Source organism: Methanobacterium formicicum (assembly GCF_029848115.1).
Lineage (GTDB): Archaea > Methanobacteriota > Methanobacteria > Methanobacteriales > Methanobacteriaceae > Methanobacterium > Methanobacterium formicicum.
The window spans coordinates 50,001-67,500 of record NZ_JARVXG010000057.1; the positions used below are offsets into that span (position 1 = coordinate 50,001).

Here is a 17,500-nt window from a genome sequence, read left to right on the forward strand (position 1 = left end):
GCCGCTACCGCCACTACCACCATTACCAACAACAATAACAGGATGTTTACTTTCCTAGATCTTACTGTTTCTCTAATTAAATCGCCTCCAGTTTGGAGCAAAAATACTGGTTAATTACTAACAAAAATTGTAAATCCATTAATTATCCCTAATTCACAATTAAAATATTTTTATATTATTATAGATAGTCCCCCGGTTATAAGAATATTTTCCCAAATTACACCCATATTAATTGGAGGATTTACAAATGGTGAATTAAAATAGTCCCTCTGATTTACCCTTAAATCCAAAAAATATGCTCATTTACAAATATAAAATTAATTTTCGGCCGTGTTTTACTGCCTTAATTTTTCCTGCACTTTATTACTCTCCAATTCATTTAAAGCATTTGATGCAATCCATTTAGCACTCTTTGAATTGATGTTATGTATTTCTCTGGCAACAGTAATTGCTTTCCGGTTCAAAGTACTGTTCTTCTTACCAATATGTCGCAAAGCCCAATTTACGGCTTTTTTCACATAATTACGATTATCTGTTGATTTTTTGATTATTAGGGGGAAGAACTGTTCAAATTTCTCATCGGGGGCTTTCTTATCATGGACTGCCAATACGGCAATCAGGGCGAAAGCCGCTCTTTTGGTGAACTCCTCTTCACTTTCACTCCATTGAAATATTTTTTCATAGGCCCAAGGAGTCATACGGAACAGTTTCATGCAGCACTGGTCGCAGATCTCCCAGTAATCAAATTCAGCCACCCATCTATCCATCTGTTCGGAGGTTATTTCTTGAGGATCTTCCACCATACAGGCCAGTATCCTGGTTTCTCGGTAGCCTGCCTCCCAGAGCTGTGCTGCCAGTTGGTGGTTTTTGCCCACCGTCCGGGCAATCCTTCTAAGCTCAGGGATGCGAACAGCATAGGTCTTCTGGGGATTGATTCCAAAACGAGCCATTCCCTCCACATCCTCAGGGTTGGAAAGTGATTCAAGTTCCTGGATGATTTCACGGTAATTCATTACTGCCCCTCTTTTCTGATATCTAACTTGACTTTACTATCTTTATTTACATTTAGCCCAGTAACCCCAACTGTAGGGTCATACCAACAGAATGAGAATGGTGAGTGATATTATGCTAAGTGCGGTGCTCAGGAATATACAGGCGGCAGTGACCTTTATATCCAGGTCGTAGGTGATGGCCAGAGCCAGACTGAGCATTGCCGAAGGCATACCTGCCTCCACAATGGTCACGGTTCGATCCAGACCAGTAAGACCCACCAACCCTACCACTAACACGGCAATTAAGGGAGATATGACCAGTTTAAGCAGGGAAACAAATGAGGCCACCCCAAAATACTCTTTAATACCCCTAAATTCCAATGACAGACCTAAAGATAACATTATCAATGGTATGGCCGCACCACTGAGATAACCAAGGACACTGGGAATCACCGACCCCAAAGGGGCGTGTAGCAAATTGGCAACTATCCCCAGGATAACTGCCAGTAACGGTGGGAACAGGACGGAACGTTTGAGGATATCCTGGTACCGGCCACCATACATCACCAGGAAGAAAACTCCGAAGGATATAAAGAGTATGGTGGAACCCACATCATAAAATACTGCCCTCACCAGTCCTGCAGTTCCAAAAACTCCCAGGGTAACCGGATACCCTAAAAATCCGGAGTTGAAGAGGGTGGATGCTGCCACCACTCCCCATCTTGTTTTGGTGGAGTAACCCTGGAGGTAAGTGAAGAGATAAGCTATTACCCCTGATATCAGGCCCATGGTGATACAGATGAGGGTAATGGTCCCAAATGTTTTCATATGGGATAGATCGGCATGGTACATGGCCAGGAAGATCAGGGCAGGGATGGCGATGTTTACCACGATTTTATTCAGGGTCTGGGTATCTTCTGCCTTCAAAAAATCAAATCTGCGGCATATGTAGCCGATGATGATCATCAACACAATGGCCAGGATGGTTTCATAGGAGTTCATGTGATCTAACTATTTGTTGTTTCACCATTATATCTCTAAGAATTGATTTATCCTCCCGGAAATAATTTTTTTAAATTCTTTAATTGACCCCTGCAGAAGTTATAACCTTTTAAAATCAATTATTATCAGTTAGGACTCTTATTTACAATTTTAGGAATAGGTTAAAGAACTAAACTTTAGTTATTTAAAAGGTTGTCGGATGACAGTTTTTAGTTTTTCGGGTTTGGTGCGCCGTAGGTCACTGATGTATATTTCGTGGTGCTTTCCCCTTAACTGGTAACCTTTATTCTCTATGAATTCGTGTAATTTTCCAACTGCGGGACCTTCAGCTTCACCATAAGGCCCAATATGCATTATCTGGATAGACGAGCCTTCTTTAAAAGTTTCTAATCGAAGTTTAGAAAGTGAAGGTAAATTTTTTTTCTTTTCCAGTTCCTTTACCGCTTTGTCTATCAATGAATCATTTACTACTGGGGGTTGCCTGATCATTACTGTCCATTTCCAGGAGTTTTTATCGGCGATGGTGAATTCTTCCATATTATCGGTCCACCATAATCCTTCCAGGGGCATGACCACGTAATCCTGAGATTTCTCCTTTTTACTGATGAATTTAGTTTTATATGAAACCGGGAAAATGGTCTCCATGGCATCCTTATATTCCTGGGAAGTGTTAGGGTCTCCCTGGCCATCTATCATCAGGAACTTCATTTCTGGTACATCCACCACCGCCACTTCACCGGTGGAAGGATAGTAAAATTCCTTGTTCTCTTTTTTTAAATCGATTTTGGTCATTTAAATTACTCCCTGATTAAATTAGTTTAATTTATTATCAATTTGTTTTGATTTTTTTTATCTCTGCTTTGTTTTGAACTAAATATCCCATTCCCATAGTTATAACTGGTATTATGAGGTAGGTAATCCCAATATCTGCCATGTAATCATTTAAAGTCATTTGCATGGGACTTACTGGTAAAAACATAATTAAATCAATTATTATGTTGATTAAAAACCATATCACACCGATTAGAATGCTTTCCTTTACAAATTCCCTTTGAATGCTTTTTAAGTAGGTGCAGGCCAGTAACACCGTGATTATGGTCAGCGCCAGCGGCATGATTGATTCAAAAAGGGGGTTTCCACTGGTTTTAAGTGGGTAGATGAAAAAGGAAACCACAAAGGGGATCAACCATATTAAGAAGCCAAATAGGATTATTTTCAAATATCGATTCATAATTTTACCCCCAGTTTTTTTCCATCCCCATCTATCTAAAAAAATAGTTAAAAAGGATTTTTGATGCTTATTTCTTCATCACGGGGAAGCACATCTCAGTTACCAGTTCACTTTCTGGAGTTTCGTTGGGGTCAGAGATGTAAGTCTCCAGGGGCGGTCCCACAATTTCGTAACCATTTTTATAGGCGTATTCTGCCAGTGCACCTATGGCCATGCCACATTCACTGTAAGGACCCTTATAAACAGTTGATAAAACCAACTGTTCCGGTGTTGTTTTTATCTTCACCCTTCCTTCTTCTTCTGCCTCACCAGCAAAGGGCATGGCTATTTCGTACTGGAGCTCTTCCACCGGTACTTCCTGGGGACTGTTGAAGTACACCCCGAATGGTGGGCCCATTATCTGCAGGCCTTTGGCCATAATAAACCCGACCACTTCCCCCATGAGGACTGGTACTTCCTCATAGGATCCCTTGTAGTTTATGTACGCCACCTGTCTTTCTGCAATCTTCTTTTCATTTATTTCCATTCTTCCACCTCTACAGATTTTCTTCCTTTTTGATTTTCTCAATAAATTGTTCCACCCAGGCCACCTCGGTTTTAAGTACTGCCAGGGGCCTGCTGAAAAGGGCAACCACATAGTAAGGGGCATTTAACTTTTCCTGAGTCTTCACTGAACTTTCCAGGAATTTAATCCTGCCCTGGGCGGATTCTACATAATTTTCTAGGCAGTTAATAACTTCCCGTGGTTTTAAATAGTTAAGATAGGCCAATCCCAGATCAAAGGAGGAAATCAACTTTTTATTCCAGGACAAAAGGTCCCGGAGTTCTGTTTCCATGGTACTTTTTCCCGAGGAAGTTATGGTGAAAACTTTCCGGGAGGGTTTCCCCTCTACCTTTTCCAGTTTCGATGTAACCAGTTCCTTCTTTTCCAGCTTCTTTAAGACATAATAAATTGATGAAAAGCCTATAGGAGTCCAGTTACGCATCCCCCATGCTTCAATGGTCTTTTCAATCTGGTAACCGTACTGTGGTTCCTCGTAGAGCAGGCCCAGTATGGCCACCTCCAGATCTGATATTCTAGTCATAGAATATCCTAAGTATAGAGTAGTATATAAAGATTTCTTATTGAAGTTGTGAAATATAAATTAAAGTAATTAAACCTGGAGAAATTAAAAAAAAGTAGTAAATACTTATTTTTTTAAAGGATTAAAGCATAAAAATAGAAAAAATTAGATTAAATGATTTTCCTAATTTGTATTAATATCAAAAGAATTACCAGAAGAAGGGACCATACCAACATGGCAAAATAAGTTAATTTATAGGCTTTAAAGGCCTCCCATGTTTTTAAAGGCTTTATTCTCTGTACATAAAATGTAATCAGGCCAGATAAGTTTATGCACACCAAGTTCACCAGAAATAACAGGAAAGCCCCTGTGGCCAGATAATAATATCCTGATCCCAATAAAAGTCCAAAAACAGACAAGGGAGGGAGTAAAGCCACTGCCACCATAACACCGATAAGTGCACTGGACACATCAGTAGTGAACGCTATTGATCCCGCAATACCCGATGCAAAGGCCAGGACTATCCCTGCCAGGGCAACATCAGTTCGGAGCGCTATGGCCGGAATAGAAGGATCGAAGTTGACCACGGCTCCTATTATTACCGCTATGCTTATAGAAAGGATAACACCAGAAATGATACTTTTTAAAGAAATAATAGCAAGATCGGCATCCCTAAGTACAGTTGCCAAAGATAAGCCCATATTCGGACCCAAAAGAGGTGCAATAACCATAGCACCAATAATAACCGCCACATTATTGTTCAAGACACCAATACTGGCCACCAATGACGATAACATCACCATGATAAAATAAATCTTAGTGGGTTTACTTACCGACAAAACATTGGAATATAATTCTTCACGACTTATTCTCTCTGCAGCAATTAATTCATTACTATTCTGAGATTTTAAGCTATTATCATCAGATAGTTCATCAATACGAGGTATAGATGCTTGCACCGGGAGAATGAATATTCTAAACCCATCCAAGTGGGAGAAACGTTTTTCCAATCGATCCAAGATATTTTCACTATCTTCAGTAGTCAAGAGAATTTTAAAAAGTGTTAAATCATTGCCCAACCCCATATCCAGTATTTCTAGAATTCTGTCCTCCTTTAACATCCCCACTACTTCTTCATGGTATCCTCGAGGAATAACTACCTCTATTAACCTAAGGGTCATGATAAACACCTTCATTAATCATCTAATTTCATAATCGAACCACATCAAAAACACCTTGTCTCTGGAAAATCAGGATAATGAATACTGTTAACAATATAATCCATATAATCAAGGCAATATTAGTCATTTCTTCAGCTTTTCTGAGTTTTTCGGGAATGATAGGACGTATTCTCTGAATAAGGAAGGTTATAATCCCTGCTAAATTGATACACACCAAGTTCACCAAAAAGAGTAAAAAAGCTCCAGAAGCCATATAAAAATTTCCAGAACCTAAAAGTAACCCAAACGTGACCAGTGGGGGAAGTAAAGCCACAGCCACCATAACCCCCACCAAAGTGGTTCTAAAACCTCGAGTAAAAGCCAGGGCACCCACAATCCCTGAAGACAAAGCCAGAGTAACACTGCCCAACCCAACATTAGTTCTCAGGAAAAGTTCAGGTAGGGTTAGATCCACTACTGAAAAAAGGCCGATGCAAGTTGATATTAACAAGGCGGTTATAATTCCAGTTAAATTAGTTTTAAGAGCTTCAATAGCCAGATGCAGATCCCCCAACACTGTTGCCAGAGCTAAAGCTATGTTGGGTCCAAAAAGGGGGGCTATAACCATGGCCCCAATGATAACCGCCACATTATTATTCAAAACACCAATGGCCGCTACCAGGGAAGAAAGTACAATCATCACAATGTATACCCTGGAAAGACGAGACATATCGGAGATGTCTGCATAAATTTCCTGACGACTTAAACGGTCTACCAGTTCTTTAGAACCCAACCGATTAACTAATCCTTCTAAAATAAAAGTATCTTCTTCTGTTTCTTCAGACAGGATTTGTGAGGGTGTTTCCGGTAAAGGTATAGATGCCTCAACTGGCACCAGAATAACTCTAAATCCTTCTACAGTAGAGCAATGCTTCTGGAGTAGATTGAGTATAGCTTCGGTTTTTTCACGGCGAATCAATATGTTTAAAATCATTTGCCCATCTGTTGAGTCCGCATACCACATAGAAAGCACATCATACCTTTTTAAAAGTGTATCTATATTATGGTCCCTGTTTCCTGCAGGTATTGTTACTATGATTAAACGATAAGCCATTTTACCATCTTAAATGATTAACACTATAATATTATGTGACTTTATCATTATCATTATTGTTTAATAAGTCTCATAAATTAGCTTAATGATTTAGTTTTAGAGTAATTAGTGAATCATTTGATCAAAATAACCACTTAACAGCCCAACCATCATAATATAAATAATAAATCCATAATATTGAATAATGGATGTTTGTTAATAATATTTAATTTAAAGCGCATAAGGATGGCTAATGAATGAAAACAAGGATTAAATCAAATATAGTTTTTTACAATACCCTGGCCATCATCACCGGAATGTTCTGTGGGATAATAGCAGTTGCCTTCCGATATTTAATATCGGGATTTCAGTATTTGTTTTTCAACGAATTGGGGTCATTTTTAGATTTCTGTTATCCATATTACATTATAATTATTCCCGCCATAGGCGGGATACTGGTAGGGCTTTTAACACATTATTTTGCCAAAGAAACAAAAGGACATGGCGTTCCGGAAGTAATGACTGCAGTTACACTTCATGGGGGTAAAATAAGACCTATAGTTGCTGGAGTCAAAGCCATTGCTTCTGCAATCTGCATTGGTTCTGGTGGATCTGCAGGGAAAGAAGGGCCCATAATTCAGATTGGATCCACCGTAGGATCCACCATAGCCCAGAAACTGAAATTAACCCCCTACCAGACCAAAGTCCTGGTGACTTGTGGTGCTGCCGGGGGGATTGCAGCTATCTTTAACACCCCCATTGCCGGAGTATTGTTTGCTCTGGAACTTATACTAAGAGAAGTAAAGCTTAAATCATTAACACCTATTATTATATCCGCAGTTTTTGCCACCATTACGGCAAAAGTCTTATTGAATTATTTAGGAGTTGAAGCAACATATATTTTCTTTTTACCTCAATACACCCTGAAAACACCTTTGGAAATCATATTTTACCTATTGTTAGGACTGGTAGCCGGAGTTGTTGCCATAATTTTCACCAAATCCCTTTATGGAATAGAAGACATCTTCGAGAAAATAAAAGCACCTGAATTTGTAAAACCAGCAATAGGTGGTTTATTTGTGGGTATCATTGGTCTGATCCTTTTTCTATCTTCAGGTAATCCTTACGTGTTTGGAATTGGATTTGAAACCATGGATATGTTGTTTGGTGGGCAAATTGTGTTTGCAGTAATTTTTGCTTTGATCTTCTTGAAGATAATAGCAACTTCCCTCACCTTGGGCTCTGGTGGTTCTGGAGGAGTTTTCACACCCGCCCTATTCATTGGTTCCATGACTGGTGGTGCCTTTGGAACGGTGATTCACAAAATTTTCCCTACCATAACCGCAACTTATGAAGGATACGCCATTGTGGGTATGGCTGCCGTGTTTGCCGGCGGAAGTAACGCAATTTTAACTGCAATTGTCCTGGTCTTCGAAATGACCGGTAATTACATGATAATTTTACCGGTAATGCTGGCCTGTGTAATAAGCACTTCTTTTTACAAGTTTTACATGGAAGATACCATATACACGGTGAAATTAAGACACCGAGGAATCATAATTGAACAGGAGATGGACGTAAACCAGATGAAGACCATTACGGTTCAGGATATTATGAATACAGAAGTTGAAACAGTTAATGAATATTTATCCCTAAAAAAATTATCCGAAAAAATTATAAAGACCGGCCATATGGCATTTCCAGTAGTCAGGGCTGGAAACTATTTAGTTGGTATTGTGACCCATTCGGACTTCGATAAAATAGGTGAAAATGAACATGAAACACTGAGGGTAAAAGATGTGATGACCACCGAACTATTCACTGCCCAACCAGATGAAAGGATTGAAGATGTCCTGATTAAAACCGAAAATGAGGAGTTATCCCACTTCCCAGTTGTGAATCCTAATAAACCCCAAGAGATAGTTGGATTTTTTACCAAAGGAGACATTATCCGAGCGTATACAAAAAAAAGAGCAAATTAAAATTTAACCACTAAAAAAATCATTTAAACATTATTTACAAGATAAATACTCTTAAATTCCCAGAAACATCACTGATCCATCCACCAACCAGTTTACCCCTTACATTTATTTAGGGATTTAAAAACAGCACTGGGACAGATAGCCATTACCTATCTTTCCGGTAGCCTAAAAACAGCAGTTTCTTCTGTCATGGCTTAAAAAATTGGGATCTACTTTTCTTTGTTTTGAAAAAGGTTTTGGTAAATCTGTCTTTAATTGTGGCCAGTGTGTCCCTTAAAATACAGTATTTATAAATATATGAATCCAGAGTAAAACATGGACCATATTCAATTAAGGAGCAAGATGAATGACCACACCTTTATTAACTGATGCCGTTATAATTATTGGTTTATCAGTTATTTCACTGTTATTATTTCGTAAAATTAAAATCCCTGCAATTTTAGCCTTTTTTATCACAGGATTACTGGCTGGCCCCCATGGACTGGGACTGGTGCCCATTGATGAAGTAAATATTCTGGCTGAACTGGGAGTGATTTTCCTACTGTTCACCATAGGAATGGAATTTTCCCTGGAGAAATTCTCCCAGATCAAAAGGTATGTACTTATCGGTGGCTCCCTACAGCTTACGCTCACCCTGGCCGCAGTGTACTTTATTTGTTTAATTTTGGGCCTTAATACCTCAGAATCAATTTTCATAGGGCTTTTGATTTCTTTTAGCAGTACAGCAGTAGTATTACGATTGCTTCAAGAACGGGACCAAATTTACAGTATCCATGGACAGATATCCCTGGGTATTTTAATTTTTCAGGACATTGCCGTGGTTTTAGTTCTCCTTTTCACCCCATTACTGGCAGGGGTGAGTAACGGAGCTTTTAACAATCTACCTGTGTTAATAGCAATGGGAATTGGTTTGGTGGTGTTCACCATTATCAGCACTAAATGGATAGTTCCCTGGCTCATACACTCCATAGCTCGTTTCAAGAGCCGTGAACTGTTCGTGCTGACTATTATCTTAATATGTTTTGGAGTTACCTGGATAACTTCCAGTATCGGTTTATCAACAGCATTAGGTGCATTTTTAGCAGGATTAATAATATCCAACACTGATTACAGCCATCAGGCCCTGGGAAATATATTACCCTTCAAGGACATCTTCATGAGTTTCTTCTTTGTATCCATTGGAATGTTGCTGAATATCGGTTTTATTGCTGAAAATATCCTCATAATAATCCTTATCGCCCTTATTGTCATCATTTTAAAGTCATCCCTGGCGGGCATAACTGCCGGGCTGTTAGGATTATCCTTCCGGGTCATGATATTAGTTGGTTTATTATTAAGTCAGATCGGGGAATTTTCATTCATCTTAGCAGCAACTGGACTCCAACTGGGACTAATTAATCAAGAGTTTTTCCAGATATTCTTAGCTGTTTCCGTGATTACCATGTCACTAACCCCCTTTATTCTGGCTGCTGCTCCACGAATTTCCAATTATTCCGATAAATTACCCCTACCAGAAAGACTTAAACATGGATTTTATCCCTTTCCTTCACAGACCGAAGAGGTTTTAAGTGATCATCTGATAATTGTTGGATTTGGTATAAACGGGAAAAATATGGCCAAAGCTGCTTCAAAAGCGGAAATACCCTATGTGGTTGTGGAAATAAATCCCGAAATTGTGAGGAATGAAAAGGCCCACGGAGAATCCATTCATTTTGGTGATGCTGCCCACGGAACTGTCTTGAAAAACATTAACATTGAAGAGGCACGGATAATGGTGGTGGCCATCTCCGATGCAATAGGAACACGTAAAATCCTGGATATTGCCAAAAAACTCAACCCAAACATTTACATCATCGTCAGAACACGTTACATCCGGGACATGGAGGGCCTGTATCAGATGGGAGCGGATGAAGTAATACCCGAAGAATTTGAAACTTCCATAGAAATTTTCAGTAAAGTGCTGGAAAAGTACAACTTGTCACCGGAAAAAATCAATGATTTTATCCATGAAATACGGTCAGATGGCTATGAAATGTTCAGAACTCTTTCCAAAGATGAATTAATCACCTGTACCTTAAATGAGAGCCAAAATAGGGAAATAACTTCAACCACAGTGGGTTCAGTTTCTGAAGGGAAAACTATCCTGGAATTGATAAAAGATTATGAACTGGAAATTGTGGCGGTTATGAGGGGACATAAGACCTATAAAAATGTTGATAGTAATTTAAAACTTGTCGAGGGTGATGTATTGATTGTTAGTGGTGAAAAAGACCAGTTATCCAATTTCACTAAATCCGACCTATAACCAGGTATTTTTCACACCAAAAACCAAATTTCACAGGGGATCAAAAGATAAAACACTACAAACAGACGTTTATTTCCTAACCACTAGTTCAGATCAAAAAAAACATCAATGATTTATACATTGCCAATTTAATTATAGTATATGAATGAATTGATAATACTACTTTTTTTCCTTGCGGCCTTCATATCAATTCTAGTGGGCACGATAGCTGGTTTTGGAATGTCCACCATTTTACTACCGATTGCAGTCATTTTCATGGACTTTAAAACCGCCCTGGTACTGGTGGCCATTACCCATCTTTCGGGTAGCCTGGGAGCAGCCACATTCTTCCGTCAGGGCCTGGATAAAAGATTGCTTCTGCTTTTTGGTGCCCCCAGCGTGATTTTAACCATTTTAGGAGCTTATATTGTAATTTATGTCCCTCAAAACATTTTAACTATTATTTTAGGGATATTTCTCCTGTTATTCTCTATTTATTCACTTCGTCACCCTGATTTTAAGATCAACGCCGGGAAACTTAACAACATTATTGGAGGAAGTTTGTCTGGATTTTTACAGGGCCTCATGGGAATAGGTGGTCCTTTAAGAGGATATTTCCTTATCTCCTGTGATCTGGATAAAACAACTTACATCGCCACCTTAGCCGTTATAGCCATACTTATAGATGTAACCCGGATACCCATCTACCTCACCACCAACCTGCTTGGTGCCCAGTTCTATTATTTAATCCCTCCCCTGTTGGTAATTGGTGTTCTCGGGTCCTACACGGGTAAAAAGATCGTTAACCGGATCCCCCAAAGCACCTTTAAAAAAATCGTTCTGGTGGCCATAGGCCTGGCCAGCTTACTGTTGATTTACAATGGTATTCACTCAGTTATTTAATCTGCGCTGATTCAAAAGTTAAAATCCAACCAGATGGGATCTTAAAAGATGGGATCTAAATAAAATAAGGAGTTAAAGGTTTAAGGAGTATCCTGTGAATTATTTTTAAGAAATTGATCATGAAGATTCCCATCTGGTTTTGGACATGTTCTGGTTCCCCATTGACTTTTTAGTTTTTAGTAAAACTATGTGCAGGGTTACCGCCACTCCTACCATTGGGAGTAATAGGAGAAGATAACTATGCTCCCTGAAAAGGTAACCGGAGATGATTAACATTACCCATAAGAAAATTATGCTTTTAAATTTCACATCCAGTGGTACGCCCTGTTTAGTCTGGTAATTTTCAATGTAACTCCCAAAGTATCGGTTACTGAGTATCCACTTTTCTGCTCTTGGTGAACTTTTGGTGAAACAGAAAAATGAGGCTAGGACCAGTGGTGTGGTAGGCAGGACCGGGAGAACCACTCCCACTGCTCCCACACCTAACAGAGCTGTACCTAAACCAAAGAAAAATAATCGCCTGGTTTCCATTGTTATCCCGGTGAATCTGGGTTATATCCTCACAATACCATTAGTTTTGATCCCGGTCCATGGATATCCTGAATAATCAGCTATCCATAGTTATTCACAAGATTCAACTATGGTTATTATCCAAACAATTCCGGCCAATGGTTATTCTCCGAAATGTTTCCGGAACACTTCCACCATTTCGTGAGGGTCCTTCAGGATGTAGGTTTCGTACATCTGGGCCAGTTTCTCCACGTGCTCCACATCCTCCTTGCGGATGGTGATTTTCAGATCCTTACCATCGGGAAGCTGGGTGATGGTGACTCCCTCTTCTACGTCAGAGGGTAATATGTAGATGGGAACATCGGCTTTTTGACCCATTATCGCTGCATTGGATATTAAAGTGTCTCCCATTCTCAGGGCTATCTTGGCCACCGTGTTGGAGGTGGCCGGGGCAATTAACATGAATTCATATTTACCCAACTGAATATTACCGGCTAAAAAGGGAGCATTAGCATTAATTTCTACCCATACCCGGTCAAAGTTACTTTCTATATCATTGGAAATCCCGTAGTACTTGACCACCTGGTCTCCGGATTTGGAGATGAATACCTCTATATCCACCTGATCTTCAAATTCTAGCCTAATTTTTTCCATGACCTTCATGGTTTCCAGTATTTTATCACCTGCACCGGTAATTCCCCAGGCAATCCTTTTCTTCTTGACCATACCAAAACACCTCTCCTCCTCAAATGGTAAATAAGCACATTTTAGATGATGACCCCACTTAATTATTCAGAGGATTAATTTCTGATTTGATAGTTCATTCCCTCATTAAACTTGGTTCTATATAGAACTCAATTCCATATAAGTTTTTGTTCGATAGTTTTTTATTGGATTTCAACCAAATGGTACTCTATGGAAGAGAAATTGAAAGAAGAGAAGATCAAAATCACCCCCCAGAGAATGGAAATTATCCGGAGGTTAGAGGAACTGGAAAAAACTCATCCCTCCTTCAACCAGATTTACCAGTCCATTAAAGAAACCCAACCCAATGTGAGCCGTTCCACAGTGCATGATAATCTTAAACTGCTGGTAGAACGGGGAATTATAAGAAGTTTCAATTATAAAGGTGAAACTCGCTACGAAATGAGTCAGGACCCCCATGTGAACCTGGCAGAATTCAATAAAAATATTACAGATATAAAAAATGAGAAAATCAACAAAATGTTAGATGAAATTGTACATATACTAAATGAAGAGGAAGGAATTGAGATCAAATCCTTATTAGTACTGGTTGAGAAATAATATCACTTATTTTGTAAGAATTTAAATAATATTAACCTAATCCAAAAAATAATACTGATCCTGAATCTTCAATTTTGATTCATTATTCTGAACACGTTTAATAATTTAATCTTTTGAATTATTTCTGTCCCTTAATTTAAAAGTTTGACCCATTTACTACATTTTCCCAGATTTTAACCTAAAAATTAAAAAGGTAATAATTATTTTGTAAATAAGAGTTAAGATAAACCCGGGTTAAATCTGGACAGAATTGGTATAACCTGGGTGTCAATTGGGAAAAACTACTTTTAAAGTCTTTTTTAAAGAATAGGGCATGAAATTTAGAAGTTTAATTATCAAAAACATTTTTAGAAACAAGACCCGAAGTTTGTTGGCTATGCTGGGCATTGCGATAGGAGTAGCCACCATACTAGGCTTGGGTCTGGTGACAGGGGGCCTTGCAACCTCTGCACAGCAAGCACTCACTGCCGATGCCGCTGATTTCACCGTGATTGCTGGAACCACCGGAGGGGGTGGAGGTCCGGATGGGGCTTCAGGAGGGGGTGCTCCAGGTGGCCAAGGAGGTCAACAGTTAATCAATCAGACTAAGGTATCCGAGATTCAGCAGATATCAGGAGTTCAAACTGCTGCAGGGGTCTTAAGAACCAATGTTGATCTTAACGAAACCAGTAATACTACTAACAGCACCAGCAGTTCTACCAGTGCAAGCGGATCCACCACTGGACCTAGTGGGGGCTCAGGACAGGGAAATTTCAGAATGATGTACAGTGTTATTGGAATTGAGAGCAGTAACCTGGGACTGGATGATATTGTAATCACCAATGGTACTGTATTTTCCAGTGACAACCAGGTTATAATCGGGGAGATGGCAGCCCAGAGTCTTAACAAAACTGTGGGGGACAGTATTGTCCTATCCAACCAGACATTCACCATTGTGGGAACCTATGAAACCGGGAACTTCCAGGATGACCGGGGAATTGTCATGTCCCTAGGCAAACTGCAGAGTCTCAGTGGAAATACCGATACAATTTCCCTGATTCTGGTTAAAGCCACCAATGGAACTGATGCCAGTAGCTTGGCAGACATCATTGAGAGTAAATATCCCAATGAACTATCCACATCAACATCTCTTTCCGGGATGGAAAGGATGAACAATGGACTGGAAATCATTGAATCAGGTTCCTGGGCGGTTACTCTACTAGCACTGTTAATAGGCAGTATTGTGGTTGTGGTGACCATGGTAAAATCAGTGGTGGAAAGAACCAGAGAAATAGGTGTTTTAAAAGCAATTGGATGGACCAATAAGAGAATCTTAACCATGATATTGGGAGAATCACTGTTACTCTCCTTAATGGCAGCCATTGTGGGAATAATTATTGGTGTGAGTGTTGTAGAGATTATAAGCAGCACCCAGATTATAAGGGGCATTGAACCCGCCTTTTCAGCCATATTATTCCTGGAAGCATTGGCAGTAGCCATATTCCTAGGCATAATTGGTGGAATCTACCCGGCCTACCGGGCTACCCGACTATCACCAACCGAGGCGTTGCGTTATGAATGATGAAACCATGGATAACAAAAACATAATCATCATCCAGGACCTTAAGAAAAGGTATGATGATGGAAAAACCGCAGCATTAGACGGGGTTGATCTTAAAATTAGAAAAGGAGAGTTTGTTTCCCTGATGGGACCTTCCGGGTCCGGGAAAACAACTCTCCTTAACATGATTGGGGCTCTGGATCGGGCCGAGGAAGGAAATATTACTGTGGCTGGTCATGATCTGATGGAAAAGAAAGATTTCAGTTCCTTCCGATCAAAAGAAATTGGTTTCATATTCCAGTTCCACAACCTAATACCCAACCTAACTGTATCCGAGAATGTCCAGATCCCCATGCTGGAAACAGAAGTTCCCCACGAAAAAATGGTTCAAAGAGCTAATAAACTATTAGAATCTCTAAATCTGGGAAATAAGATCAACCAAGTTCCCACCAAACTTTCAGGAGGAGAAAGGCAGAGAGTAGCCATAGCCCGAGCCCTGGTGAACCATCCCTCCATAATACTGGCTGATGAACCCACGGGATCCCTTGACTCCCAAACAGGAGACATAATCCTGGATATACTTCGTGAAATACACCAAAAAGAAAATGTAACTCTCCTTTTGGTAACCCATGAACCCTACGTGGCCGATATGGCTGAAAGGAAGATAAATTTAATGGATGGTAAAATATCATGAAAATTAAGATAAATGGATACAAAAAAACGATAACCCCTTGGTTATAAAGAAGCCTCCAGACAATTTATTTTAAAAATACCTCCATAAACACCTCCAACTCTGGAGGCTTCACTTTTATTTTACAGTGCATTTCCAATTCATCGGAATTGGCTTTAGATAAATAAACAACAAGTTTTAAACTTAAATCTATTTCAAAAAAAGTTATTACAAATTTTTAAAGGGTACTGAAAAATGTTAAATGTTATCATGAACAGAATTAGATTACATGTTAAAAATTCCAAGTTTCAATGTGGGATTACTAACATTTCTTTTTATCTTACTTCTCTCCTCCCTTTCCATGATTAGTGCCCATCAACCTCGCCTGGACACTCAAACTACGGTATCGGTTGAGAATCCAATTTTAGTGGATAATCCTGAAATTTCTCAGGCGTATTACGGGCAATTAAATGGTAAACCAGTGTACTACCAGATCCAGTCTACACAACCCTTCCAACTGTACCTGAACCTGCTGGTGCCCACCAGCCCCGGGCAGGGTGGTGAACCAGTTTCAGCAGAGGTCACTGACAGTTCAGGGAAAGTAGTGATGTTTTTAAATGGAACTAACTCCACCTGGACACCCTACTTTGAAGAATTTGGTGGAGATTATTATCTTAAGGGTCCCGAAACAACTCTGCAGGTTCCTGCCGGCACCTACAACATCAAGGTGTTCAACACCATGAACCAGGGAAAGTACGCCCTGGCCATTGGAAAGATTGAAGCATTTCCCGCCAATGAAGCCCTAAGTGCACTTTTCACTTTACCCCTCCTGAAGGAACAGTTCTTTGGAAAACCCATTTCCACACTATTTTTGGAGTTGGTGGGGATCATACTGGCACTGGGCATCCTCATGAGCCTCTTAGTACCCCTGGTTAAGTCAAGAAAATCCCAGGAATTGGCCAGAATCACCCTTAAACTGGGTGAAACAGTTTTACCCTTACTCTGGATTGGAACTCTAATAAGCACTGTAGTATGGGCGGGGGTAATGTACCAAAATCCCCGGAACTTATTAGGACTTTTAAACAGCCTTACACTGATTGTTATCCTGATATTAACCTGGAGGGTTGGATCCCAGATCAGAAAATCTAAAGAGGATAAATTACCACTCCTTTCTACGGTTATACTTACAATTTTCTGGTGGATATTCGTATTTTTAGCTATAAATGTGATTTAGGTGATCTTATGGTTGAATTTGAAGACTTAATTGAAGAACTGGATAAATTAGGTGAAAAAGAACGTTCAAAAGAGATTGAAAAGGTGGCCCAGGGTTGTGTGTGTCCCCATTGCCCTAGCTATAATGAATGTGCTGATAAAAAATTTGAGTATGCCTTCTGCATCACCGGGAAAAGTGATGGTTGCATAGATACTGAACTGGGTTGTCTGTGCCCTACCTGTCCCCTGGCCCAGGAATATCAGATTGGAGTTATGTACAATTTTTACTGTATTCGTGGCTCGGAAAAAGAACAAAAAAGTTAACTAAATCTGGCAATAACCATCAATTATAAGCTATTTTTAAAGATTTTTTATCTACTTTTTTAAGTGACATTTTTATATTATACCTACTAAGTGACACTATGAATCTAGAATCAATCTTAATTGTCTTTGCAGCCAGTGTGGTTGAACTGTGGCTGGGCATCCCTTTAGGCCTGGTTATGGAGATCAATCCCGTGCTAATCATCATTTTTTCGGCAACCGGTGCTATAC

At 39.6% G+C, this 17,500-nt stretch carries 20 protein-coding genes (2 of these 20 only partly in view); 9 read left to right on the forward strand and 11 right to left on the reverse strand.

The genetic code is table 11. The features are described 5' to 3' along the window. The 9 genes from QC759_RS10650 to QC759_RS10690 form a co-directional block, all read right to left on the reverse strand. Positions 1-23 carry the start of an LRR adjacent gene (locus tag QC759_RS10650; protein WP_231553482.1) on the reverse strand. It extends 427 nt beyond the left edge of the window, so only the first 23 of its 450 coding nucleotides appear in the window; it begins with the start codon at positions 21-23; the stop codon falls past the left edge of the window. Between the two features lie 312 nt (positions 24-335). Next, on the reverse strand, positions 336-1,013 hold the full coding sequence (locus QC759_RS10655) for a DNA alkylation repair protein (protein WP_048072420.1): 678 nt from the start codon (positions 1,011-1,013) through the stop codon (positions 336-338). Between the two features lie 78 nt (positions 1,014-1,091). Beyond that, positions 1,092-1,994 carry an AEC family transporter gene (locus tag QC759_RS10660; RefSeq protein ID WP_048072421.1) on the reverse strand — a complete coding sequence of 301 codons (903 nt, stop codon included), beginning with the start codon at positions 1,992-1,994 and terminating at the stop codon, positions 1,092-1,094. Between the two features lie 180 nt (positions 1,995-2,174). Continuing rightward, positions 2,175-2,786, reverse strand: a complete 612-nt coding sequence (locus tag QC759_RS10665; protein WP_048072422.1) for a GyrI-like domain-containing protein — start codon at positions 2,784-2,786, stop codon at positions 2,175-2,177. Between the two features lie 37 nt (positions 2,787-2,823). After that, positions 2,824-3,225: a hypothetical protein gene (locus QC759_RS10670; protein ID WP_048072423.1), complete on the reverse strand. Its 402-nt coding sequence runs from the start codon at positions 3,223-3,225 to the stop codon at positions 2,824-2,826. Positions 3,226-3,292: 67 nt separating this feature from the next. Beyond that, the gene (locus tag QC759_RS10675) at positions 3,293-3,751 is read right to left on the reverse strand and encodes a GyrI-like domain-containing protein (protein WP_048072424.1); all 459 of its coding nucleotides are present in this window, start codon (positions 3,749-3,751) and stop codon (positions 3,293-3,295) included. Between the two features lie 10 nt (positions 3,752-3,761). Beyond that, a complete protein-coding gene (locus QC759_RS10680; RefSeq protein WP_048072425.1) occupies positions 3,762-4,310 on the reverse strand; it encodes a PadR family transcriptional regulator in 549 nt (182 codons plus the stop codon). Between the two features lie 149 nt (positions 4,311-4,459). Continuing rightward, positions 4,460-5,470 carry a TIGR00341 family protein gene (locus tag QC759_RS10685; protein WP_048072426.1) on the reverse strand — a complete coding sequence of 337 codons (1,011 nt, stop codon included), beginning with the start codon at positions 5,468-5,470 and terminating at the stop codon, positions 4,460-4,462. A gap of 28 nt (positions 5,471-5,498) precedes the next feature. Beyond that, positions 5,499-6,563, reverse strand: a complete 1,065-nt coding sequence (locus QC759_RS10690; protein WP_048072427.1) for a TIGR00341 family protein — start codon at positions 6,561-6,563, stop codon at positions 5,499-5,501. Positions 6,564-6,799: 236 nt separating this feature from the next. On the opposite strand from QC759_RS10690, the gene QC759_RS10695 reads away from it, so the two are divergent. The 3 genes from QC759_RS10695 to QC759_RS10705 all read left to right on the forward strand — a co-directional run bounded on the left by QC759_RS10695 (position 6,800) and on the right by QC759_RS10705 (position 11,711). Then, entirely contained in the window at positions 6,800-8,524 is a 1,725-nt protein-coding gene (locus QC759_RS10695; RefSeq protein WP_048072428.1) for a chloride channel protein, read from the forward strand. A gap of 346 nt (positions 8,525-8,870) precedes the next feature. Next, on the forward strand, positions 8,871-10,829 hold the full coding sequence (locus QC759_RS10700) for a cation:proton antiporter (RefSeq protein ID WP_048072429.1): 1,959 nt from the start codon (positions 8,871-8,873) through the stop codon (positions 10,827-10,829). A gap of 141 nt (positions 10,830-10,970) precedes the next feature. Continuing rightward, positions 10,971-11,711: a sulfite exporter TauE/SafE family protein gene (locus QC759_RS10705; protein WP_048072430.1), complete on the forward strand. Its 741-nt coding sequence runs from the start codon at positions 10,971-10,973 to the stop codon at positions 11,709-11,711. A gap of 117 nt (positions 11,712-11,828) precedes the next feature. On the opposite strand, the gene QC759_RS10710 is transcribed toward QC759_RS10705, so the two are convergent. Together QC759_RS10710 and afpA are read right to left on the reverse strand one after the other, a co-directional pair. Continuing rightward, positions 11,829-12,242: a YbaN family protein gene (locus QC759_RS10710; RefSeq protein WP_048072431.1), complete on the reverse strand. Its 414-nt coding sequence runs from the start codon at positions 12,240-12,242 to the stop codon at positions 11,829-11,831. A 141-nt stretch (positions 12,243-12,383) separates the two neighbouring features. Beyond that, positions 12,384-12,947, reverse strand: coding sequence for an archaeoflavoprotein AfpA (afpA, locus tag QC759_RS10715; protein ID WP_048072432.1), 564 nt, complete (start codon positions 12,945-12,947; stop codon positions 12,384-12,386). Between the two features lie 189 nt (positions 12,948-13,136). On the opposite strand from afpA, the gene QC759_RS10720 reads away from it, so the two are divergent. From QC759_RS10720 to QC759_RS10745, 6 genes are all read left to right on the forward strand, one after another. Further along, positions 13,137-13,526: a Fur family transcriptional regulator gene (locus tag QC759_RS10720; protein WP_048072433.1), complete on the forward strand. Its 390-nt coding sequence runs from the start codon at positions 13,137-13,139 to the stop codon at positions 13,524-13,526. Positions 13,527-13,839: 313 nt separating this feature from the next. Then, positions 13,840-15,087: an ABC transporter permease gene (locus tag QC759_RS10725; protein WP_048072434.1), complete on the forward strand. Its 1,248-nt coding sequence runs from the start codon at positions 13,840-13,842 to the stop codon at positions 15,085-15,087. Continuing rightward, the gene (locus QC759_RS10730) at positions 15,080-15,760 is read left to right on the forward strand and encodes an ABC transporter ATP-binding protein (RefSeq protein WP_279845772.1); all 681 of its coding nucleotides are present in this window, start codon (positions 15,080-15,082) and stop codon (positions 15,758-15,760) included. Before QC759_RS10725 ends, QC759_RS10730 begins: the two co-directional genes overlap by 8 nt. 265 nt (positions 15,761-16,025) lie before the next feature. After that, complete coding sequence (locus tag QC759_RS10735; RefSeq protein ID WP_048072435.1) at positions 16,026-16,970, forward strand: hypothetical protein; 945 nt, start codon at positions 16,026-16,028, stop codon at positions 16,968-16,970. Between the two features lie 8 nt (positions 16,971-16,978). Further along, a complete protein-coding gene (locus tag QC759_RS10740; RefSeq protein ID WP_048072436.1) occupies positions 16,979-17,272 on the forward strand; it encodes a DUF2769 domain-containing protein in 294 nt (97 codons plus the stop codon). A 98-nt stretch (positions 17,273-17,370) separates the two neighbouring features. Beyond that, positions 17,371-17,500, forward strand: partial view of a small multi-drug export protein gene (locus tag QC759_RS10745; RefSeq protein ID WP_048072437.1) — the start only. Its footprint extends 311 nt past the window's final position; the window shows 130 of its 441 coding nt (coding positions 1-130); its start codon is at positions 17,371-17,373; its stop codon lies off the right edge, out of view.